Consider the following 23,993-nt stretch of genomic DNA (forward strand, 5'->3'; position numbering starts at 1 on the left):
CTACAATGTTAGATAGGAGTATTTTTTTAATTAGATTTCACGATGAGTTCACAAGAAGGACACAAAACGTGACTATACTGAAAATACGAATTCACCAGAGAGGGGAAATAAAACATGGGATATTACGACGGACCAAATTTAAATGAAGAGCATAGTGAAACGAGAGAAGTGAGAAAATCAGGTAGTAAAAAAGGCTATTTCTTCACAGGTTTAGTGGGGGCTGTAGTCGGAGCGGTTTCGATTAGTTTTGCAGCACCATATATGCCATGGGCTCAAAATAATGGAGCGCCAGTATCATCATTTAGTTCGGATTCAAAAGTAGAAGGTACTGTAGTTCCTGTTGTAAATAAAGCGAAAAATGAAACTGATTTACCTGGTATGATTGAAGGGGCGAAAGATGTTGTTGTAGGTGTTATTAATATGCAACAAAGTGTTGATCCATTTGCAATGCAACCGACAGGTCAAGAACAACAAGCTGGTTCAGGATCAGGTGTTATTTATAAAAAAGCAGGGAATAAAGCATATATCGTAACAAACAACCATGTAGTGGATGGAGCAAATAAACTTGCTGTGAAGCTGAGCGACGGAAAACAAGTTGATGCGAAATTAGTTGGTAAGGACCCTTGGTTAGACTTAGCGGTTGTTGAAATTGATGGATCTAATGTAAATAAAGTTGCAACTTTAGGTGATTCTAGTAAAATCCGTGCGGGTGAAAAAGCCATTGCAATCGGTAACCCACTAGGGTTTGATGGAAGTGTAACGGAAGGTATAATTAGTAGTAAAGAACGTGAAATTCCAGTTGATATTGATGGCGATAAACGACCAGATTGGCAAGCACAAGTTATTCAAACAGATGCAGCGATTAACCCTGGTAACAGTGGTGGTGCATTATTTAACCAAAATGGTGAAATAATTGGGATTAACTCAAGTAAAATTGCACAACAAGAAGTTGAAGGAATTGGTTTTGCTATTCCAATTAATATCGCAAAGCCAGTTATTGAATCACTTGAAAAAGACGGAGTAGTGAAACGTCCAGCCCTTGGAGTAGGTGTCGTTTCATTAGAAGACGTGCAAGCTTATGCAGTCAATCAATTGAAAGTACCGAAAGAAGTAACGAATGGTGTTGTATTAGGTAAAATTTACCCAATATCACCGGCTGAAAAAGCTGGTTTAGAGCAATATGATATTGTAGTAGCATTAGATAATCAAAAAGTAGAGAATGCTCTTCAATTCCGTAAATATTTATATGAAAAGAAAAAAGTAGGCGAGAAAGTAGAAGTTACATTCTACCGTAATGGTCAAAAAATGACGAAATCGGCTACTTTAGCAGATAATTCAGCTACAAAGAATCAATAATCGAAATAAAAGAAAGTCTCTTTCATATTGAAAGAGACTTTCTTTATCGGCTATACTAAAGGAATAGGAGGGATTAATTATGACAATTGAAAACCCAACTCGTACGGAAATTGGTGAAGTGTTAAAGAAAAGCAAAACAATTGCGGTTGTTGGATTATCAGATAAGCCAGAACGTACATCGTATATGGTTTCAAAAGCAATGCAAGATGCTGGATACCGCATTATTCCAGTTAATCCAACAGTAGATGAGGTGCTTGGAGAAAAGGCAGTTTCTTCACTAAAGGATATTAAGGAACACGTTGACATAGTAAATGTATTTCGTCGCTCAGAGTTTTTAATGGATGTTGCAAAAGAATTCGTAGAGATTGATGCAGATGTTTTTTGGGCACAATTAGGAGTACAAGATGAGGATACATACAAATTTTTAAAAGAAAAAGACTATACTGTAATAATGGATCGTTGTATTAAAGTAGAACATGCGATGACAAAATAGTATAGATTTAAAGGTAGAAAGATTGATTCAGCCCTCACTATAGATAAGTAGGGCCGATGAACGAGGTGTTCATCATGAGATTTTTTAAAGGCTGTTTTTGGGGGTTGTTATTTGTAATCCCATTTTGGATCTTGATCATTTGGATCATAATAAAGGTTTGGAATGTGTAATCTTGGAATACATATCCATTTCTCGTTGACAAACGATTATTTTTCTGAAATAGTAGCCTAGAGGAATCCTTGTGAGAAAACAAGGATTTTTCTATTGAAAATGGTATATAAAAGAGATAAGATAACTTGCCAAAACTATAGTCGAGGCGTTATTCTATAATAGAAACATATGTTCTGATTTTGGATTAGGAAAGGGGCAAGGAGTTTGGCGAAGCATCAGTTCCAATATAATGAAGATGCGATTCAAGTGTTAGAAGGACTTGAAGCCGTTCGAAAACGCCCGGGTATGTATATCGGGAGCACGGACAGCCGTGGATTGCATCATTTAGTATATGAAATAGTAGATAACTCCGTTGACGAAGCGTTAGCGGGATTTGGCGACGAAATTTCAGTCGTAATACATAAAGATAATAGTATTAGCGTTATAGATAAAGGGCGAGGAATGCCTACGGGAATGCATAAACTTGGGAAACCTACACCTGAAGTTATTTTAACTGTACTTCATGCCGGTGGTAAGTTTGGTCAAGGTGGTTACAAAACGAGTGGTGGTTTGCACGGTGTTGGGGCATCGGTTGTAAATGCCTTATCAGAATGGTTAGTCGTAACGATTAAGCGTGACGGAAATATTTACGAACAACGCTTTGAAAATGGCGGTGTTCCTGTAACGACGCTTGAGAAAATCGGGAAGACGAAAGAGTCTGGTACTACGATGCATTTCAAACCAGATACAACGATTTTCAGCACAACAAATTATAATTATGAAACATTATGTGAGAGATTACGTGAATCTGCATTCTTATTAAAAGGAATGAAAATCTCAATAAAAGATGAACGAAATGATTTAGAGGATGTATTTCATTATGAAACGGGAATTGAAGCTTTCGTTTCATATTTAAACGAAGAAAAAGATTCCATTCATCCAGTTGTATATTTCACTGGTGAACAAAATGGAATTGAAGCAGAACTAGCATTTCAATTTAACGATGGCTACTCAGAAAATATTTTATCGTTTGTAAATAACGTACGTACAAAAGATGGTGGAACACACGAAGCTGGATTTAAAACAGCGATGACGCGTGTGTTTAACGAGTATGCTCGTAAAGTAGCACTATTAAAAGAAAAAGATAAAAACTTAGAAGGCACAGATATTCGTGAAGGTGTAGCGGCTATCGTTTCGGTACGTGTACCAGAAGAAGTGCTTCAGTTTGAAGGGCAAACGAAAGGGAAACTAGGTACAAGTGAAGCGCGTTCTTCAATTGATGCCATTGTATCTGAGCATTTAGCATACTTTTTAGAAGAAAATCCTGATGTAGCTACACTTCTTGTGAGAAAAGCAATTAAAGCAGCACAAGCCCGTGAAGCAGCCCGTAAAGCAAGAGAAGAAGCGCGTAGTGGTAAGAAAAAGAAAAAATCAGAAGGTACGTTAAGCGGGAAATTAACACCTGCACAATCACGTAACCCGCAAAAAAATGAACTGTACCTAGTAGAGGGTGACTCTGCTGGCGGTTCTGCGAAACAAGGACGAGACCGACGTTTCCAGGCCGTATTACCGTTACGTGGTAAAGTAATTAATACAGAAAAAGCAAAGCTTGCTGATATCTTTAAAAATGAAGAGATTAATACAATCATTTATGCGATTGGCGGCGGTGTAGGAAATGAATTTGATGTTGAAGATATTAACTACGATAAAGTCGTAATTATGACCGATGCCGATACGGATGGGGCTCATATTCAAGTATTGTTATTAACGTTCTTCTACAGATATATGAAGCCACTTATCGAAGCTGGTAAAGTGTTTATCGCACTTCCTCCTTTATACAAAGTAAGTAAAGGAAAAGGTAAGAGTGAGGTAATTGAATACGCTTGGTCAGATGAGGAATTAGACGGTGTAACAAAAAAAGTTGGAAAAGGCTATATGTTACAACGTTATAAAGGACTTGGTGAAATGAATGCGGATCAATTATGGGAAACAACAATGAATCCTGAAACGCGTACATTAATTCGCGTGAAAATTGATGATGCAGCAAGAGCAGAGCGTCGCGTTACAACATTAATGGGCGATAAAGTAGAACCGCGCCGTAAATGGATTGAACGTAATGTACAGTTTGGTATGCAAGAAGAAGGAAATATTTTAGAAAATGAAATGATTATGGAGACGGAGGTGGAATAACATGCAAGCAGAGAAGTTTCATGACCTCCCGCTTGAAGACGTGTTAGGTGATCGCTTTGCACGTTATAGTAAATATATTATTCAAGATCGTGCACTTCCAGATGCACGTGATGGCTTAAAGCCAGTACAAAGACGTATTTTATATTCTATGTATGTAGAAGGTAATGTACATGATAAAGCGTTTCGTAAATCAGCTAAAACAGTAGGTAATGTTATCGGTAATTATCATCCACATGGAGATTCCTCTGTATATGAAGCAATGGTACGCTTAAGCCAAACTTGGAAAGTACGTAATGTTTTAGTTGAAATGCATGGTAATAACGGTAGTGTTGATGGGGACCCAGCGGCAGCGATGCGTTATACGGAAGCTCGTTTATCACCAATCGCATCTGAATTATTACGTGATCTTGATAAAGAAACAGTTGAATTCGTGTCAAACTTTGATGATACGAGTGAAGAACCGGTTGTATTACCAGCAGCGTTCCCGAATTTATTAGTGAACGGATCTACAGGGATTTCCGCTGGTTATGCAACAGAAATTCCTCCGCATCATCTTGGAGAAGTTATTGATGCTACAATGATGCGTATTGATAAGCCAAATAGTACTGTTGATGATTTATTAACAGTTATGAAAGGACCAGATTTCCCAACAGGCGGTATTATTCAGGGGATTGATGGTATTAAAAAGGCGTATGAAACAGGTAAAGGTAAAATTATTATTCGCGGAAAAGCAGAAGTTGAAACAGTGCGCGGTGGGAAACAACAAATTGTAATCACTGAAATTCCTTACGAAGTGAATAAGGCAAATCTTGTAAAGAAAATGGATGAATTACGTCTAGATAAAAAGTTAGATGGTATTGCTGAAGTGCGTGATGAGACAGATCGTACTGGTTTACGAATTGTTGTTGAATTAAAGAAAGAAGCAAACGCCGAAGGTATTTTAAATTATTTATATAAAAATACAGATTTGCAAATTCCATATAACTTTAATATGGTAGCGATCAATAATCGTCGTCCAACACTTATGACATTACCGAAAATTTTAGATGCTTATATTGGACATCAAAAAGAGGTTATTACGAGACGTTCGCAATATGAATTAAGAAAAGCAGAAAATCGTCAACATATTGTAGAAGGTTTAAAGAAAGCATTATCGATTTTAGACCAAGTAATTGAAACAATTCGAGCTTCAAAAGATAAACGTAACGCGAAAGATAATTTAAGTGCAAAATTTGGCTTTACAGAAGCACAGGCAGAAGCAATTGTTTCCTTGCAATTATATCGCTTAACGAATACAGACATTACGGCGTTACAAGAAGAAGCAGATGAGCTTAATAAGAAAATTATTGAGCTACAGGCAATTTTACAAAGTGAAAAAAGATTACTTCAAGTAATTAAAACAGATTTAAAGAGAGTTAAGAAAACATATAGTGATGATCGACGCGCGATTATTGAAGATCAAATCGAGGAAATTAAAATCGATGTAGAAGTTATGATCCCACAAGAAGATGTCATCGTTACTGTAACGAAAGAAGGATATGTGAAACGTACTGGATGGCGCTCACACAATGCCTCAAACGGCAAAGACTTCGGTATGAAAGAGGGTGACATCTTACTTGAACGATTCGATACGAATACGACAGAGACAGTCCTCTTATTTACGAATAAAGGAAACTATATATATCTGCCAGTATACGAAATGCCAGATATTCGTTGGAAAGATTTAGGTCAGCACGTTGCTAATATCGTTTCACTCGACCGGGATGAAACAATCATTTGGGCAACGGTTGTACAGAACTTTGAGGAAGAAAAACGATTTATCGTATTTGTAACAAGAAATGGTATGATAAAGAAAACAGAATTAAATCAATATAAAGTTCAGCGTTATTCAAGGGCATTCGTTGCTGTAAACTTGAAAAAAGATGATGAAGTTGTCGATATATTTGCGACAGATGGAACGAGTGATATCGTTCTTGCTACACACGGTGCATATGCACTTATTTTCCATGAAGATGAAGTAAGTCCAGTCGGTGTAAGAGCTGCTGGCGTGAAAGCAATTAATTTAAAAGAAGATGACTATGTCGCTTCTGGTAAACCGTTAAATGGTGACAAAGATCAACTTATTCTCGTAACACAGCGCGGTGCTGTAAAACGTCTAAAAGCATCAGAAATTGAAAAATCAACGAGGGCGAAACGAGGTCTTGTTATTTTCAAAGAATTAAAACGTAATCCGTACCGCATTGTCGGTATTGAAATTGTTCGGGACGATGAATTAGTTTACATGAAGACAGAGAAAAACATTGTAGAAGAGATTGATCCGAAAGCGTATCGAAATAAAGACCGGTATAGTAATGGTAGCCTAGTGCTAGATGTTAATGATACTGGTGAAGTAGTAGAAACGTGGACGAAGAAAAGACCAGAATAAAGAGGGCATCTTGCTATGAATAATAGCAAGATGCTTTTTTCTAGGCAATTTATTATGTAAATAATAATAATCTTGTTATAATAACTGAATGAAATCGTTCTCATATAGTGAAAGTTTAATCAGTGGGGGTCTTGTTGCCCACAAATAGCGGGACAAATGGAGATAATAACAGTAAATAAGAATCTATAAAAAACTATAAAAATTTACAATTACAGGTTTTATATTTTACAGAATTCAACCTATAATATTTTCAGGTGATGAAAAGGGGGAAAAGGATGAAAACAACACGTACTTGTAAAATCAATTCTATTACAAAAGAACAAACGGAAGATTTAATTACTTTGATTCGTACGTTCGAAAGTGCAAAACGATATAGTTTTAAGCGTTTGATTGAGGGCGAAAACGAGAAAGAATTGATAAAAAAACTACAACCTAAATATTTGTTAAATAAACGTTTTTGTGAAGATGTGATTTTACAAGCGCAAACAATCCTTTTCTCTCAAAAAGAACTTCTTCCTGTTTACCTAGAAAACAATCAAAAAAAGTTAGAAAAGACGTTACAAAAAATAGCTGATTATGAACGCGGCAAAAAAAGACCTAAACAAGTTGCATTAGAAACTTGTTTAATTGGTTTAAGAAAACGAAAACAAAAATTAGAACAAAAAATTGAAACGTATGCAAAACATATTAAAAATAAAACATTACCTCCTATTATTTTTGGTGGGCGGAAAAATTTCTATGAAAGAATGAAAAACAAGATATCCAATCAAGAATGGAAAGATTTGCGGACACGACAATTATATTCTCGTGGAGATAAAAGCAAAAAAGGGAATTTGAACATGCGCATTACAGTTGATGACTGTGGGCAAGGATGGTTAGAAATTGCAAATCCATTAGGAAGAACAAATGGAAAAACAAAAAGCCCACGAATCAAAGTTCCGATTATCATTCCATATCATTTTTATCATCAAATCACAAATGTCGTTATGGGAAAGCAAATCGGTGTAAATCCAAAAGGAAAACCGATTATAGAGCATCAAAAATATAGTGTAGAAATCATTCGTAAACAAAATGAATTTTATGTAAATATTACGTTTAATGAAACAGAAATAGGTCGTGTACTAGATTTCAAGGAAACACCACAATCAGATGTAATTGCAGGAATTGATGTAAATCCGGACCGCATTGCAGTTAGTTTATGTACAAAACAAGGTAATTTTAAAGGTTCAAAAATTTTTTATCTACACAATCTGAATACATTTTCAACAAACAAACGTGCAACGATAATTGGACAAATCGTAAAACAAATTAAAACATGGTTATTGGAAAACAATGTAGGTGGAATTGTTTTAGAAGATTTAAAGTTTCAACAATCTCATGATACTGATACATACAGTAATCGTAATTTCCATCAATTTACGTATAAAAAGATGTTGAACAGTTTAATTCGTATGGCTCTTCGTAACGGATTTTCTATTAAAACAGTAAACCCCGCTTATACAAGTGTGATTGGAAAATTAAAATACAGTAAAAATTTCGGTATTAGCGTTCATGAAGCAGCCGCATTCACGATCGCAAGACGTGGATTAGAATTGCAAGAACAATTACCAAAAGAGATTATATTATTATTAAAAAACCAAATTACAACAAAACTGCGTATTCTTGTTGCTTCCATGGAAGAAAGTAAAAAGAATACGAAAAAAGTATATAAAAAATGGTTACAAACAATTCAAACGTGGAAAGAATATCACAATTGGAAATTGTGGAGCATTCTTCACAAAACTGTTTATATGAGCAATCAACAATTCGTATTTAAAATTTAAATGAGAAGGGGGGTACTGGTTTATTTCTTATAACCTCTTGCATGCTACTGACTTGGATGAATGGTAGTATGCAAGGACAGATCGTTCCTAACAGGAACCTGCCGTCATTCTTTCACAATAGGTGGATGAAAAGGTCACAACCCTTACGGACAGGAAAAAGGTGAGATTCCTTTTCGGTAGTTGGCATTTGACTTGGTTCGCCAACGATTTATAGATTTTTATAAGAATTTTAAACCAGGGGCAACATGAAAAAAATAGGTGTAGGGATTGTAGGATATGGTTTTTCTAGTACGACATTTCATATCCCACTATTACAAACAATAGAAGAATATGATATTCGTGCTGTATTATCCTCAAAAGAAGAGGTAGTAAAAGAAACATTACCAAACGCTAATGTTGTTAGTACAATTGATGAATTGGTGAAGCGAGCTGATGTTGACTTAGTTGTTATTACATCACCTAATACAACTCATTTTCCATATGTAAAAGAAGCAATTTTAAAAGGTAAGCATGTTGTTGTAGAAAAACCATTTGTTGTCTCAATTGAAGAAGGAGAAGAGCTTATTTCATTAGCAGAGCAGCATAATGTAATGTTAAGCGTATATCATAATCGTCGTTTTGATAATGATTTCTTAACAATTAAGAAATTGTTAGGAGAAAACAGAGTAGGGAATGTATACGCATATGAATCGAATTTTGATCGTTTCCGTCCACATGTACGTGATCGATGGAGAGAAAAAAATCTACCAGGATCCGGTATATTATACGATTTAGGATCGCATTTAATTGACCAAGCGTTATCAATATTCGGGAAACCAGATGCGATAAGTGCAGATGTAATAAAACAACGACCAGGTGCAGAGGTGGATGATTATTTCCACATAGTACTTCATTACGGAGTTAAACGTGTCATTTTACGTAGTAGCAGTTATGTGAAAAAAGCTGGACCGCATTTTATAGTGCATGGAGAGAAAGGTTCTATCGTGAAGTACGGTATGGATTCGCAGGAAGAGCAATTAAAAAATGGAATGAAGCCAGGTGATAACGGTTATGGAGTAGACGATGAAGAGGATTTTGCTACTTTAGAAACAGAAGAAAGCTTAGAGCGTATTCCAACAGAAGTCGGTTGTTATGACAATTATTATAAAGGTGTACGAGATAGTATATTAAATGGTGAGGAACTACCTGTAACAGCAAAAGAAGGTTTAGATGTTATTAAACTGATTCAATTAGCGATTGAAAGTAGTGAAAAGGGTAGAGTCATTTCTATAAAATAAAAAAGACACGAAATTCGTGTCTTTTTTATTTTTGTGGAACAGAAAGACCATAGAAGAACATCGTAACGATATCTTTTATATGTTTTTCCCGATCTCCTTCAAGAAGTTGTGCTCCAAATTCATCACCTAATTTTGTAAACATTTGAATGTAAAGTAACATCATTTCTTTAGTAAGGTGTGGATTAATTTCGTTTTTGCGCTGAGCTCGTTCTAATATTTCTAAATACCAGGGTAGGATTTTTTCATTTTGATAACTATAAATAAACTTACGGAGTTCTTCGTCCCTTTGCATCATTTGTAGTAACATATCAGGTTGAAATAATCCGCCAGTATTCATTTTTCTTACAATCATTTTTTGCATCATATCATGAAAAGGTAATTTTTCTTCTGCAAGCTCTTTATAATATTGAAATTCAGATATGATAAATTCTTGTATAAGCTCCCTAAATAACGCATCTTTACTTCCGAAATGATTATAAATTGTAACTTGAGAAACGTTTGCTTCTTTTGCGATATGTTCTATTTTCACTTCATTAAATCCACGTTCTGAAAATAATACGAATGCTGCTTCTTTAATGGCACGCTTTTTCTTTTCTTTTACTCTTTCAAAGCCGTTCAATGCAATCACCTCACTTAAAATATACAAGAAAAAATAATGGAAAACAATAATTTTGAAATATGGACTAATAAATATTTCAAAAAGTTGTTGCGAATATGGAAGATGAGGAGTACAATAATTTTGAAATATCACACATTAAATATTTCAAAAAATGAGGTGGAATTATGATTTCAGTTCAAGATGTCACAAAACAATTTTCGAACGGAAAAGGTTTGTTTCATATTACATTTGATGTAAAAGAGGGAGAAGTATTTGGTTATTTAGGACCGAATGGTGCCGGGAAATCAACGACGATTCGTAATTTAATGGGATTTATAAAACCGACAACTGGTAAAGCGACAATTTTTGGATTAGATTGTTGGAATGAAGCGGCGAAAATTCAAAGGGAAGTTGGTTACTTACCGGGTGAAATTTCTTTTATTGAAGGAATGAACGGATTAGAGTTTTTAAAATTAATGCAAGGAATGCGAGGATTAAAGGATACGAAAAGACGAGATGAACTGATAGAGCGTCTGCAATTTGATGTGAAAACACCGATTCGCAAAATGTCTAAAGGAATGAAGCAAAAAGTAGGGATAGTCGCTGCATTTATGCACGATCCAGAGGTGTTAATTTTAGATGAACCAACATCTGGACTTGATCCACTTATGCAGCAAGTATTTATAGATTTAATATTAGAGGAAAAGCAAAGAGGAAAAACAATCCTAATGTCATCACATATTTTTACTGAAATTGAGAGAACTTGTGATAGAGTAGCTATTATTAAAGATGGTCGACTCGTAACGGTTGAAAATATTCACGATTTACAAAGTATGAGAAGACAGGTGATAGATGTAACAGTATCATCACAAGAAGAGATTGAGTCCCTTACAAAGTGTAATTTGCAATTTGAAGCGGTAAAAGGCAGAGAGGCATCTATCATTGTACAAGGAAACTATCAAACTGTTTTACAAACACTTTCAAACTATAATGTAACGGCACTTCAAACGAGAGCGATGGATTTAGAACATTTATTTATGCATTATTACGATAAGAAAGAAGGGGTAACGCATGAATAAGCAATTATTTTTAGCTAGTTTGAAAGAAACACAAAAAAATATTTTGAGTTATGCGTCTGGTGCAGCTTTATATCTGTGGTTATTAATTTGGATATTCCCGTCAATGGTATCAGCGAAAGGGCTAAATGAATTAATAGCTGCCATGCCTGATAGCGTGAAAAAAATCGTTGGTATGGAAAGTCCGATTCAAAACGTAATGGATTTTCTAGCGGGCGAATACTATAGTCTATTATTTATTATCATTTTAACAATTTTTTGCGTAACAGTTGCGACACATTTAATTGCTCGTCATGTAGATAAAGGCGCAATGGCATACTTGCTAGCAACACCTGTATCTAGAGTGCAAATTGCGATTACACAAGCTGCTGTTCTCATATTGGGACTTCTAATTATTGTATCTGTTACGTATGTAGCTGGGTTAGTAGGTGCAGAATGGTTTTTACAAGATAATAACTTAAATAAAGAATTATTTTTGAAGATAAATGTAGTCGGAGGGCTCATATTTTTAGTCATTAGTGCGTATTCATTTTTCTTTTCTTGTATATGTAATGAAGAAAGAAAAGCACTAAGTTATTCAGCGAGTTTAACTATCTTATTTTTCGTATTGGATATGGTAGGGAAGTTAAGTGATAAGTTAGAATGGATGAAAAACCTATCATTATTCACGCTGTTTCGTCCGAAAGAAATTGCTGAAGGATCATATAATATATGGCCGGTAAGTATAGGTTTAACTACTGTAGCGCTTTGTATTTTTATCGTAGCGATTGTAGTATTTAGGAAGAGGGATTTACCGTTATAGAGTAGAAAGTCCACTGAGAAAGTGGGCTTTTTTTATTTGTAAATTTAAACTATTATGTTTATTGCATCCTTATAAAGGATATTTATCTTTTTAGTTACAAAAATATTCAAAAAAGTGAACCTTTTTCTAGGTTCATACGTCTAATATATGTAAAGTTAAATTGGAAGTGATGAAGTGAGGATGAAACAGGAGGAGCAATTGTGAAAGTAATCCCTTTATATAAAATGATTGTAAAAGAAGAAACGGATGTTTCTTTAGCGAAAAAAGGTGATCATGAAGCCTTTATAGCGCTTATACATACAGAAAAAGCGAAGATGTATCGAATAGCAAAGGCGATGTTACGTGATGAGACAAATATAGAGGATGCGATACAGACAACAATTTTAAAAGCCTATGAAAATATAAAAAAATTAAAAAAAGAAGAATTTTTTCAAACTTGGTTAATTCGAATACTAATAAATGAGTGTAACAATATTATTAGAGCGTATAAAAATGTAATTGTGACAGAAGAGAATGATTATATTATGAGTGCGTGTGATCAGTATGAAGATATAGATTTGTGTAATGCGATTCAATCGTTACATGAAGAATTAAGAGCTGTTACGGTGCTTTATTACTATGAAGACATGAATCAAGAGAGTATAGCAAAGCTGTTAGAAATACCGAAAGGAACAGTGAAATCAAGATTATCACGTGCGAGGGAACAACTACAAAAACGATTAAAGATGGAATAGGGGGTGTAAAGGATGGATAATGAAAAATTATTTGATGAGAAATTAAAAAAGAGAATAAAAGATGAAACTGTTATAGTACCTCCAGAGTTAAATGAAAAGATTAATGGCACGCTACATAATCTTAAGGTAAAAAAGAAGAGTTACAAAATTCATATGATGATAATTAGTGCAGCGGTTTGTATACTTTCAGTGGTATCTATGTCTGAGTTTTCTATACAAAGTTTTGCGCAAAATGGTGGAGTATTTGAATATGTAAAGAAAAAAACGTTTTCTGATTATGAAAATGAAGAAGAAATAAAATCGAATGTACATTATCCAGATAAAGAAAAGATTCATCAAAAAATGCTAGATTCTATTGATTATTTTAAAAATATTTCAGGACAATTTGAGGAATATTCTAGCTCATCAAGAATTGCTACAACATATAAGTATGCGATTGATACGGAGAAACAAAGAGGTATCTCTTCGAAAGAAGATAAACTAGCCAAAAAACGAACAATTATATATAACGAGGGCAAGAAAAAAGAGTTTGATGATGAGAAGTATACCTATAAAGAGACAAAATGGAACCCGAAAGAAAGAAACAATGAACTATTAAAATTAAATCCTACGGAAAGGTTAGTGAGAAAATCAGATGAGAAAAAGAGATATGATGATGAATATGTAGGGCTAGCTAAATATAGTATTCAATCAGAATTCGCAGATTTATTAATTCGATATAAAGATTGGAATTATAAAGAAACGAAATATCTTGGATTAGATTGCTACAAAATTGAAGGAGTTATAAACATAGAGATGCCTGTTAGCACCTCTGAAGATTTAAGAGGGAAATTCGAAATGGTTGTGGAGAAAAATACAGGGATTATGTTGAAATTTCTTAGTTTTCAAGAAGGCTTGATTCAATATTCAGTTACGACTGAATGGATACAAATAGATAAGGGATTGAAAGAAAGTATGTTTCAAAAGGATAGCGCTAAATATGAAAAAATGAAAAACATATTGGATGAATAGAAACAGGAGGAGAGTAAATGGGGAATCATTCATTTTTAAGAGAAGAGAAAAATAAGCAAAAATATAAAAAGAAAAAGATAATAAGTTTACTACTGGCGGTATTACTATTTGGTGGAATTGGCTATGGAGCCTATGTATATATGAAAACTTCTAGTCTTGTACAAAAATCTAATTTGAATTTAGCACGAGGTGAAAAATCTAATTTACGTGAGAAATCTGTAAAGCCAATTGCAAATCATGTTTCACTTTTAATTATGGGAATTGATGAAAATCAAGAACGACAAAAGGAATATAATGGTGCATTTCATACAGATGCATTATTGTTAGCGACTTTTAATAAAGACGATAAAACAGTGAAATTAACGAGCATACCGCGTGATACATATACATATGTTCCAGTTGAAAAGAAAAAAGATAAAATAACCCATGCATATGGAAGTGGTTTCGTTAAAAATGGTAAAGATGGAGGACCGCAAGCTTCTGTGGAAGCGGTAGAGAAATTGTTACAGGTGCCTGTTGATTACTTTGTGAAATTTAATTTTGGTTCCTTTACTAAAATTGTTGATGGGTTAGATGGTATTGAAGTGGATGTCCCAGTTGAATTTACGGAGCAAAATAGTAAAGATGAACCTGATGCGATTCATTTGAAAAAAGGATTACAAAAATTAAATGGGGAAGAAGCACTTGCACTAGCAAGAACGCGCCATATTGATAGTGATGCAATTAGAGGACAGCGCCAACAACTGGTTATTGAAGCGATTTTAAGTAAATTAAAAAGTGTAGGATCGGTTACGAAGCTAGAAAAAATAGTTGAGGCGGTTGATGGTGATTTTAAAACAAATTTAGTAATGGATGATATTTTATCTTTTTATAAATACGGTTTAAACGGTTCAGTTGAAAAAATACAATTAGCTGGTGATGATTTATACTTACCTAATGGCCCAAACGGGCAACGTGTATATTATTATAATCCTAATAAAAAAGATCTACAGAGTTTGAGTAATACTCTTAGAACACATCTAGGATTAAGTGAAAAACAGATTGAGGAGAATTAAAGCAGATGTAATGTCTGCTTTTTTATTATGTTAAATAGTATGTCTTTTATCATTAAATGTTATATACTATTTTCAAATTTAAGATAATAGTGTAACATAAATTATAGTTTAAGTTAAATAACAGGGGGGCTATTACATAGAATATATCATTAGCAATTATTGAAATAGTATGGGAGAAATGAAAATACAGGGGAGTATCAAAAATGAGAATCGTAAAGAATTTAACATTCCAAGTTATTGTGGCTATTATTTGTGGTATTGCAGTAGGGGCAATTTGGCCGAGTGTTGGACAACAAATGAAGCCAATTGGTGAAACATTCATCAATATGATTAAAATGGTTATTGCACCGATTATCTTTTTAACAATTGTGCTAGGTATTGCAAGTATGGGAAGTATGAAAAAGGTAGGCCGTGTTGGTGGGAAGGCACTATTATATTTTGAAATTGTTACAACAGCGGCTTTAATTATTGGTATCATCGTAGCGAATGTTGTACGTCCAGGAGATGGATTAGATCCCTCAAAACTAAAGGGCGGAGATGTTTCACAATATGTTCAAAGCGGACAAGAAATGAAATGGATGGATTTCTTTTTACATATCGTGCCGTCTAACATGTTTGAAGCATTTTCCAAAGGTGATATTTTACAAGTTCTGTTCTTCTCCATTTTATTCGGCGCAGGGTTAACGATGTTAGGGAAAAATGGACAACCGGTTATTGACTTTTTTGAAAGATTATCGAAAGTATTTTTTAACATTTTATCAATTGTAATGAAATTAGCACCGGTTGGAGCATTCGGTGGGATGGCATTTACAATTGGGAAGTATGGTTTAAGCACGCTCATACCACTTGGTAAATTAATGATTTGTGTATATGCGACAATGGCATTATTTGTTTTTATTGTTTTAAATTTTATTTGTAAACTGTACAAATTTAGTTTGTGGAAATATTTAGCGCATATTAAAGAAGAATTACTTATTGTTCTCGGGACATCATCGTCAGAATCAGTACTGCCGCGGATGATGACAAAGATGGAAGACTTCGGGTGTTCGAAGCCGGTAGTAGGTTTAGTCATTCCAACAGGTTACTCTTTTAACTTAGATGGAACAACGATTTATTTATCAATGGCAACTATATTTTTAGCGCAAGTTTTTCACGTCGATCTTTCACTAGGTCAACAATTAACTATAATAGCTATTTTGTTAGTTACATCTAAAGGAGCAGCAGCAGTAACCGGCGGGGGATTCATTGTACTAGCATCTACTCTATCTGCAATGAATGTTATCCCATTAGAAGGTTTAGCGTTATTACTTGGTGTAGATCGTTTCATGTCAGAAGCACGTGCTATCGTTAATTTAATTGGTAACGGTATTGCAACTGTAGTTGTTGCGAAAAGTGAAAATGAATTTGATGATGAGAAGTATACGAGAGTAGTAGAGGAAATGAAAAGAGAGAAAATGGTCGGGTAAAAAGTCAGCTTTGCTGACTTTTTTATTTTTGTAGAAAAGATGTTTTTAGATATATGCATTATTTATTAGCAATAATTAACAAGTATTCAAGTGGTAAATGAGATGAAAGTGATTAAAACAACGAATGTGTATGAATGCGAAATAAGGTTTGAACAAAATATGGAATTTTTATGAATATTACTGTAAAAAAATAATTTTTTAAAAATTTTCAATAATAATACTTTACAAAAATTAAAAAATTAGTAGAATAAGAATTAGTAAGAATCGTCTGATAAATATATAGAGAAAAACAGAATTATCAGAAAATTCTTTAATAGCTATCGTTAAGAATTAGGGAGGGTACAAAATGAAAAAGAAACAAATGAAAAAACTAACAGCAGTTGTAGCACCGGTTTTAGCAATGAGCATGGCGTTAACAGCATGTTCTACATCAGGTGGAGATAAGAAGACAAGCACAAATTCTAGCTCTAGTGGAGATAGTAAATCAGGGGAAAAATTAGCAGCAAAACAAGTGTTAAATCGAACAGTAACACAAGAGATTCCGACGATGGACTCTTCAAAATCAACTGATACAGTATCTTCACAAATGCTAGGTAATACGATGGAAGGGTTATATCGTCTTGATAAAGATAATAAGCCGATTCCAGCAGCAGCAGAATCTAGCACGAAAAGTGAAGATGGTAAAAAATATACGTTCAAACTACGCAAAGATGCAAAATGGTCAAATGGAGATCCAGTAACTGCGAAAGATTTCGTATACGCTTGGCAACGTCTATTAGATCCAAAAACAGCTGCTGAGTATGCATTTATCGCATTCCCGATTAAAAATGCAGAAGTAGTAAATAAAGGAGAAAAACCTGTAACTGAATTAGGAGTAAAAGCAGTAGATGATCTTACGCTTGAAGTTGAGTTAGAGCAAGCAGTACCGTACTTCTTAAACTTAGTAGCATTCCCATCATATTATCCATTAAATGAAAAGTTCGTAAAAGAAAAGGGCGAGAAGTTCGGTTTAGAGTCTGATACAACTGTCTATAACGGACCGTTCGTTCTTAAAGATTGGAAGCATGAACAAGGATGGCAATTAAAGAAAAATGATCAATATTGGGATAAAAAGACTGTGAAACTGGAAGAAGTTAACTTTAGTGTTGTTAAAGAGGCTGCGACTTTAGTCAATCTATATGATAGCGGTCAAGTTGACTTTGCTTTATTAAATGGAGAGTTCGTTGATAAATATAGAAGCAAGAAAGATGAATTTGGCACATATTCACAAGTGAGTACGTATTTCATTCGTATGAACCAAAAACGTGATGGACAAGACACGCCATTAAAGAGCAAAAAATTACGTGAAGCAATTGCGCTATCAATTGATAAAAAGAATTTAGCAAATGTAATTTTAAATGATGGATCAAAAGAAGCTGACTTCTTAGTACCAAAAGGGTTAGCAACTGGACCGGACGGTAAAGATTTCCAAGAAACATTTAAAAACGGTTTGAAACCAAATCCTAAAAAAGCTGCTGCAGCTTGGGAAGAAGCGAAAAAAGAACTTGGAAAAGATCAAGTTACGATTGAATTCTTAAACTACGATACTGGTAATGCGAAAAAAGTTGGCGAATATATTAAAGATCAGATTGAGAAAAACCTAAAAGGTGTAACAGTTAATATTAAACTTCAACCATTTAAGCAAAAACTAAAATTAGAAACTGAACAACAATATGATATTTCGTATGGCGGATGGAATCCGGATTATGCAGATCCAATGACGTTCTTAGATATGTTTGAGACTGGACATTCTCATAACCAAATGAGCTTCTCTGACCCTAAATATGATGGCATGGTGAAAAAAGCTGGAACGGAATTAATGAGCGATGCGAAAAAACGTTGGGAAGAGTTAGGAAAAGCTGAAAAAACATTACTTGAAGAAGATGTAGCGATTGTACCTTTATATCAACGTGGAGATTCTTATGTTTTACAACCAAATGTAAAGGGAGTAGTAAAACATAATATCAGTCCAGAATTTAGCTTTAAATGGGCATATGTAACTGAAAAATAATAGAGTTAAAAAAGCATTTCAAAGTAGCTTAGCTACTTTGAAATGCTTTTTTTGTGAGCTTAAAATACTAATTTTTAGTATGGTTAAATAGAGGAGAATAAGGTGTATAGTATGTACATATAGTAGATGGGGGATAAATCCTACTAGAATAAAAAGTCAGAATATTTAAAATTAAACTATTTACAAATGCGAAAAAAAGAGTAGAATAACATTAGTTGTAATTTTCTGAAAAAAGAATCTTTAGTAAGGGGTCTCTCAAGGGTTGGTAATGTACATATAATTAGGGAGGGTACAAAAATGAAGAGAAAAAAGATGAAAAAGTTAACGGCAGTTGTAGTACCAGTTTTAGCGATGAGTGTTGCATTGACAGCATGTTCTGGGTCAGGTGGGGAAAAGAAAACGACTACTACATCAAATAGTGGGGAAGAAAAAAAATCTGATATTAAATATGCAGCGAAACAAGTATTAAATCGTACGGAAAACCAAGAAATTCCGACGATGGATACTTCTAAATCTACTGATACATTAGGTGCGCAAATTTTAGGGAACACGATGGAAGGCCTATATCGCCTTGATAAAGATAATAAGCCAATTCCTGCTGCGGCAGAGTCTAGTACGAAAAGTGAAGATGGTAAAAAGTATACGTTTAAACTGCGAAAAGATGCAAAATGGTCAAATGGTGATCCTGTAACAGCGAAAGATTTCGTTTTCGCATGGCAGCGCTTACTTGATAAGAATACTGCGGCAGAATATGCATTTATTGCTTACTATATTAAAAATGCGGAAGCGATTAATAAAGGAGAAAAACCTGTAACTGAATTAGGAGCGAAGGCGGTAGATGATTACACGCTGGAAGTAGAATTAGAAAAACCGGTACCGTATTTCTTAAATTTATTAGCATTCCCATCATACTATCCATTAAATGAAAAATTCGTAAAAGAAAAAGGTGATAAGTACGGTTTAGAAGCAGATACAACTGTGTATAACGGTCCATTCGTTATGTCTTCATGGAAACATGAACAAGGTTGGCAGCTGAAGAAAAATGATAAGTACTGGGATAAAAAGACTGTGAAATTAGAAGAAATTAACTATAGTGTAGTAAAAGAGGTTGCAACGAAAGTAAACTTATATGATACAGGATCAATTGATTTTACATTACTATCAGGAGAGTTTGTAGATAAATATAAATCGAACAAAGAAGAATATGGTGAGTATGCGGAATCAAGTACATTCTTCTTACGTTTAAATCAAAAACGTAACGGACAAGACACGCCTTTAAAGAGCAAAAAACTTCGTGAAGCAATTGCATTATCAGTTGATAAAAAAGGATTGGCAAATGTAATTTTAAATAATGGATCAAAAGCAACAGATCAATTGGTTCCAAAAGGACTTGCGACAGGGCCAGATGGTAAAGATTATCAAGATACATTTAAAAATGGTCTGAAATATAATCCGAAAAAAGGAGCAGCAGCGTGGGAAGAAGCGAAAAAAGAACTTGGAAAAGATCAAGTTACAATTGAATTGCTAAGTTATGATGATGGAACTGCGAAAAAGATTGCTGACTATGTAAAAGATCAAATTGAGAAAAATTTAAAAGGTGTAACGATTAATACAAAAATTCAGCCGTTCAAACAAAAATTAAAATTAGAAACTGCGCAAGATTATGAAATTTCTTATGCAGGTTGGAGTCCAGACTATGCGGATCCAATGACATTTATTGATATGTTTGAATCGAAGAGCCCGTACAACCAAATGAGTTATTCAAATCCAAAATACGATGAAATGGTAGGAAAAGCAGGTAATGAATTAATGAGTGATGCGAAAAAACGCTGGGAAACGTTAGGGAAAGCTGAAAAGTTATTCCTTGAAGAAGATGCAGGGTTAGTTCCTTTATATCAAACAGGAAGATCGTACGTAATGAAACCGAATGTAAAAGGAATTGTGAAACATAACATCAGTCCAGAATATAGCTTTAAGTGGGCGTATGTAACTGAGGATGGCGGAAAAAAATAAAGTGAAAGCATTTCAAAAGTGGCTGAGCTGCTTTTGAAATGCTTTTTAGTATGCATAAGGGAATAAATCTCGTTAGCCTATTGAGAATCGGGTAGGTAATTAGGAAGGTTCTATCGGAGGAAAATAGAGAGGTCAGTAAGTAGTAAGACAGATGAATGATAGTAAGAGACCTCATGCTAATAAGAAAAATATAGAACGTAGTAATAGATTGGAATAAGGGAAGGGATGTTTACATATAGTAGACGGGGGATAATTCATATAGTAGTTAAAACAGCAAGTTACTATAATAAAAAAATAAATATTTAGAAATTTACAAAAATACTTTACAAAATCTAAAAAAACAGTAGAATATTAATTAATAAGAATTTTCTGATAACGAAAGTTAGTAGAGAATTTCTAAATGTTAATATCGTACATATAATTGGGGAGGGTACAAAAAAATGAAGAGAAAAAAGATGAAAAAATTGACAGCGGTCGTAGCACCAGTTTTAGTAATGAGTATGGCATTAACAGCTTGCTCTGGATCAGGAGATAAAGAGAAGGCAAGCACAACACCGAAAAGTGGTGAAAAAGAAGGCGGAAAGTTAGCGGCGAAGCAAGTGCTTAATTTAACAGAGTCTCAAGAGATTCCATCTATGGACTCTGCTAAAGCGACAGACCAAGTATCGTTTCTAGCTTTAAACAACGTAATGGAAGGTTTATATCGACTTGATAAAGATAATAAGGCAGCTCCAGGGGTTGCTGAATCATATAAAAAGAGTGATGATGGTAAAAAGTATACATTTACATTAAATAAAAATGCAAAATGGTCAAATGGAGACCCTGTAACAGCGAAGGATTTCGTGTTTGCTTGGAAACGTGCGGTAGATAAAAATACAGCAGCGGAATATGCATACATTATGTTTGATTTAAAGAACGCAAAAGCAATTAATGATGGGAAAGCACCACTTGATACGTTAGGTGTAAAAGCTGTAGATGATTACACATTAGAGGTAGAATTAGAAAATCCAGTTCCTTACTTTGTAGAATTAACTTCATTCGGAACATTCTATCCGTTAAATGAAAAATTCGTAAAAGAAAAAGGTGAAAAATTTGGTTTAGAAGCAGATACAACGTTATACAACGGACCATTTACATTAACAGACTGGAAACATGAAGAAGGATGGAAATTAAAGAAAAATGCACAATATTGGGATAATAAAACAGTTAAGTTAGATGAAATCAACTTTAACGTAGTAAAAGATAGCGGTACACGTGTAAACTTATATGAAAGTGGACAAATCGATCGTGCGGGACTTACATCTGAAATGGTTGACAAATATAAATCAAATCCAGACTTCTATACACAAAAAACACCATCAACGTTCTTCTTACGTTTAAACCAAAAACGTGGTGGGCAAGATACAGTATTAAAAAACAAAGATTTACGTTTAGCGATTGCAAAGGCATATGATAAAAAAGGCTTAACGAACGTTATTTTAAATGACGGATCTACACCGGCAGATTACTTAGTACCAAAAGAATTTGCGAAGAGTCCAGATGGAAAAGACTTCCGTAAAGATAACGGAGATATTTTAAAAACAGATGTGAAAAAAGCAAAAGAGCATTGGGAAAAAGCGAAAAAAGAACTTGGAAAAGAGCAAGTAACGATTGAGCTATTAAACTACGATAGCGATAATGCGAAAAAAGTAGGGGAGTTCTTAAAAGGAGAACTTGAGAAAAACTTACCAGGGTTAACAGTGAACTTGAAAAATCAACCGTTTAAACAAAAGTTAAAATTAGAATCAGATTTAGATTATGATTTATCTTACGCTGGTTGGGGCCCTGATTACTTAGATCCAATGACATTCATTGATATGTTCGTTACAAATGGTCCTCATAACCAAACTGGATATTCAAATCCAAAATATGATGAAATTGTAGAAAAAGGTAAAGGCGAGCTATTAACGAAAACGAAAGAACGTTGGGATAGCTTACTAAAAGCTGAGAAAATGTTACTTGATGATGCTGTAATTGCACCATTATATCAACGTGGTGATGCTATCGTTCAAAGACAGAAAGTAAAAGGTATTGTTCACCATCCAGTTGGTGGAGACTACAGCTATAAATGGGCATATATTACAGAGGATAAATAAGATGAGGGGCGTACAATACGCCCCCTTTTTCTATGCACTTTTCTTCCGTCCTCGAATATATAAAATAAAAAAGGGAGAATCCCATGAAACGAAACACATACATCGATTTCCTAGCTTATTACGGAATAGGAAGTGCTCATCCTGGTGGTTTTACGTTAACAAAACAATTGTTAGCACAACTGCCTTTTAAATATGGAGCGAATGTCCTTGAGATAGGTTGCGGTACGGGGAAAACAGCGGCATATATGACAAGGGAATTTGGTTATAAAGTAACAGCGGTTGAAAAGAATGAAATTATGATTCAAAAGGCAAAAGATAGATGGTTGTTTGAAGGGTTAGATATACAATTAATTGAAGGAAATGTAGAGAATTTACCGTGTTTGAATAACTCATTTGAGTTCGTACTTGGAGAATCAATCATCGCTTTTACAGACAAAGAAAGGGTTATCTCGGAGTGTTATCGTGTATTACAGCAGGACGGTAAGCTTGTTGTCATTGAAATGATTATTGATAGGCACATTGATAAGGGTGAGGAAGAAAAAATCGCCCAATTATATGGTATGAAAGAACTGTTAACTGAGAATGAGTGGGTACAATTATTTCAGAAAGCAAATTTTAAAAGAATTACAATTGCGGGTGGTGGCACGATTGCAGAAACAATCTCTGGCTCTGTAGAAGAGCCAGAATGGAATGTATCCTCACATATTCCGAATGAGTTATATGAGGCGTGGGCACAGCATGAAAATGTACGGCTTATGTACCAACACATTTTAGGGCATCGTATTTTTATATGTGAAAAATAAAGAAAAAGAGTTGGCTAAAGGTAGCCAACTCTTTACTATGTTAAATGAAAAATAATGCAGCTAATGTAATTCCGAAGATGAAACCAAATCCGAGTTCAACACCCCAGCCACAACCGCCGCCTCCCCAGCCGCCGCAACCACAACTACTACAACCACGACCACCACATCCGCAGCTGCTGAATCCACCACCGCATCCGAATCCACAACTATCACACCTGCTAAGGCCTCCACAAAGGTCACAACCACCGTTTGCATAAGCGTCGTAGTATCCGAACCCTGAATCAAAAGATGAGCGCTGTTGCACCGGTTCAATCCATACAGAGTTTTGTGTCACATCGATTATTTTACCTAAATGTATACGGCCATCACGGTCTTCAATCCGAACAACTTTTCCGAAGTAACGTCGGCATGTATCATAACATTTTTGTCTATGCATGTTCTTTCCTCCTTCCGCATTACAGTAATACGATATGTAAGGGGGACAAGTGCGGCTTGTACGAATGCCCTATCTATCATAATTGTTGTAGGAAAGGGGA

18 protein-coding genes are annotated in these 23,993 nt (G+C 34.5%); 16 read left to right on the forward strand and 2 right to left on the reverse strand.

Annotated elements, in window-relative coordinates:
* Window positions 1-114: 114 nt before the first annotated feature.
* The 6 genes from MKY38_RS04310 (at window position 115) to MKY38_RS04335 (ending at window position 9,714) form a co-directional block, all read left to right on the forward strand.
* Complete coding sequence (locus MKY38_RS04310; RefSeq protein ID WP_030027123.1) at window positions 115-1,356, forward strand: S1C family serine protease; 1,242 nt, start codon at window positions 115-117, stop codon at window positions 1,354-1,356.
* A 79-nt stretch (window positions 1,357-1,435) separates the two neighbouring features.
* Complete coding sequence (locus MKY38_RS04315) at window positions 1,436-1,849, forward strand: CoA-binding protein (RefSeq protein WP_000151387.1); 414 nt, start codon at window positions 1,436-1,438, stop codon at window positions 1,847-1,849.
* 375 nt (window positions 1,850-2,224) lie between these two features.
* Window positions 2,225-4,189 (forward strand): DNA topoisomerase IV subunit B, encoded by a 1,965-nt coding sequence (gene parE / locus MKY38_RS04320; protein ID WP_001062202.1) that lies wholly within the window; start codon window positions 2,225-2,227, stop codon window positions 4,187-4,189.
* 1 nt (window position 4,190) lies between these two features.
* Window positions 4,191-6,614 carry a DNA topoisomerase IV subunit A gene (gene parC / locus MKY38_RS04325; RefSeq protein WP_001147465.1) on the forward strand — a complete coding sequence of 808 codons (2,424 nt, stop codon included), beginning with the start codon at window positions 4,191-4,193 and terminating at the stop codon, window positions 6,612-6,614.
* A gap of 275 nt (window positions 6,615-6,889) precedes the next feature.
* The gene (locus MKY38_RS04330; RefSeq protein ID WP_078384622.1) at window positions 6,890-8,437 is read left to right on the forward strand and encodes an IS200/IS605 family accessory protein TnpB-related protein; all 1,548 of its coding nucleotides are present in this window, start codon (window positions 6,890-6,892) and stop codon (window positions 8,435-8,437) included.
* A 245-nt stretch (window positions 8,438-8,682) separates the two neighbouring features.
* The gene (locus tag MKY38_RS04335) at window positions 8,683-9,714 is read left to right on the forward strand and encodes an oxidoreductase (RefSeq protein ID WP_000719782.1); all 1,032 of its coding nucleotides are present in this window, start codon (window positions 8,683-8,685) and stop codon (window positions 9,712-9,714) included.
* 25 nt (window positions 9,715-9,739) lie between these two features.
* Here the strand turns inward: MKY38_RS04335 and MKY38_RS04340 are convergent, their stop codons facing one another.
* Window positions 9,740-10,342, reverse strand: a complete 603-nt coding sequence (locus MKY38_RS04340; protein WP_002024578.1) for a TetR/AcrR family transcriptional regulator — start codon at window positions 10,340-10,342, stop codon at window positions 9,740-9,742.
* 155 nt (window positions 10,343-10,497) lie between these two features.
* Here MKY38_RS04340 and MKY38_RS04345 point away from each other — a divergent pair, with 155 nt between their 5' ends.
* The 10 genes from MKY38_RS04345 to MKY38_RS04390 all read left to right on the forward strand — a co-directional run bounded on the left by MKY38_RS04345 (window position 10,498) and on the right by MKY38_RS04390 (window position 23,457).
* Complete coding sequence (locus tag MKY38_RS04345) at window positions 10,498-11,391, forward strand: ABC transporter ATP-binding protein (RefSeq protein ID WP_000626577.1); 894 nt, start codon at window positions 10,498-10,500, stop codon at window positions 11,389-11,391.
* A complete protein-coding gene (locus MKY38_RS04350) occupies window positions 11,384-12,190 on the forward strand; it encodes an ABC transporter permease subunit (protein WP_341048167.1) in 807 nt (268 codons plus the stop codon). Before MKY38_RS04345 ends, MKY38_RS04350 begins: the two co-directional genes overlap by 8 nt.
* A 200-nt stretch (window positions 12,191-12,390) precedes the next feature.
* The gene (locus MKY38_RS04355; protein ID WP_000864730.1) at window positions 12,391-12,924 is read left to right on the forward strand and encodes an RNA polymerase sigma factor; all 534 of its coding nucleotides are present in this window, start codon (window positions 12,391-12,393) and stop codon (window positions 12,922-12,924) included.
* Between the two features lie 12 nt (window positions 12,925-12,936).
* Window positions 12,937-13,935 (forward strand): hypothetical protein, encoded by a 999-nt coding sequence (locus MKY38_RS04360; protein ID WP_044306930.1) that lies wholly within the window; start codon window positions 12,937-12,939, stop codon window positions 13,933-13,935.
* Between the two features lie 17 nt (window positions 13,936-13,952).
* Window positions 13,953-14,990, forward strand: a complete 1,038-nt coding sequence (locus MKY38_RS04365; RefSeq protein ID WP_341048169.1) for an LCP family protein — start codon at window positions 13,953-13,955, stop codon at window positions 14,988-14,990.
* A 203-nt stretch (window positions 14,991-15,193) separates the two neighbouring features.
* Window positions 15,194-16,456, forward strand: coding sequence for a dicarboxylate/amino acid:cation symporter (locus MKY38_RS04370; RefSeq protein WP_001223633.1), 1,263 nt, complete (start codon window positions 15,194-15,196; stop codon window positions 16,454-16,456).
* A gap of 346 nt (window positions 16,457-16,802) precedes the next feature.
* Entirely contained in the window at window positions 16,803-18,506 is a 1,704-nt protein-coding gene (locus MKY38_RS04375) for a peptide ABC transporter substrate-binding protein (RefSeq protein WP_000730167.1), read from the forward strand.
* A gap of 297 nt (window positions 18,507-18,803) precedes the next feature.
* On the forward strand, window positions 18,804-20,519 hold the full coding sequence (locus MKY38_RS04380) for a peptide ABC transporter substrate-binding protein (RefSeq protein WP_000823467.1): 1,716 nt from the start codon (window positions 18,804-18,806) through the stop codon (window positions 20,517-20,519).
* A gap of 440 nt (window positions 20,520-20,959) precedes the next feature.
* Complete coding sequence (locus MKY38_RS04385; protein ID WP_000823441.1) at window positions 20,960-22,654, forward strand: peptide ABC transporter substrate-binding protein; 1,695 nt, start codon at window positions 20,960-20,962, stop codon at window positions 22,652-22,654.
* Between the two features lie 83 nt (window positions 22,655-22,737).
* Window positions 22,738-23,457 (forward strand): class I SAM-dependent methyltransferase, encoded by a 720-nt coding sequence (locus MKY38_RS04390; RefSeq protein ID WP_000828241.1) that lies wholly within the window; start codon window positions 22,738-22,740, stop codon window positions 23,455-23,457.
* 40 nt (window positions 23,458-23,497) lie between these two features.
* Here MKY38_RS04390 and MKY38_RS04395 read toward each other — a convergent pair whose 3' ends face one another.
* Window positions 23,498-23,893: a hypothetical protein gene (locus MKY38_RS04395; RefSeq protein WP_114555557.1), complete on the reverse strand. Its 396-nt coding sequence runs from the start codon at window positions 23,891-23,893 to the stop codon at window positions 23,498-23,500.
* Between the last annotated feature and the right edge of the window lie 100 nt (window positions 23,894-23,993).

Source organism: Bacillus sp. FSL R5-0585, from assembly GCF_038004545.1.
In the GTDB taxonomy this organism is placed as follows: Bacteria; Bacillota; Bacilli; order Bacillales; family Bacillaceae_G; genus Bacillus_A; species Bacillus_A cereus.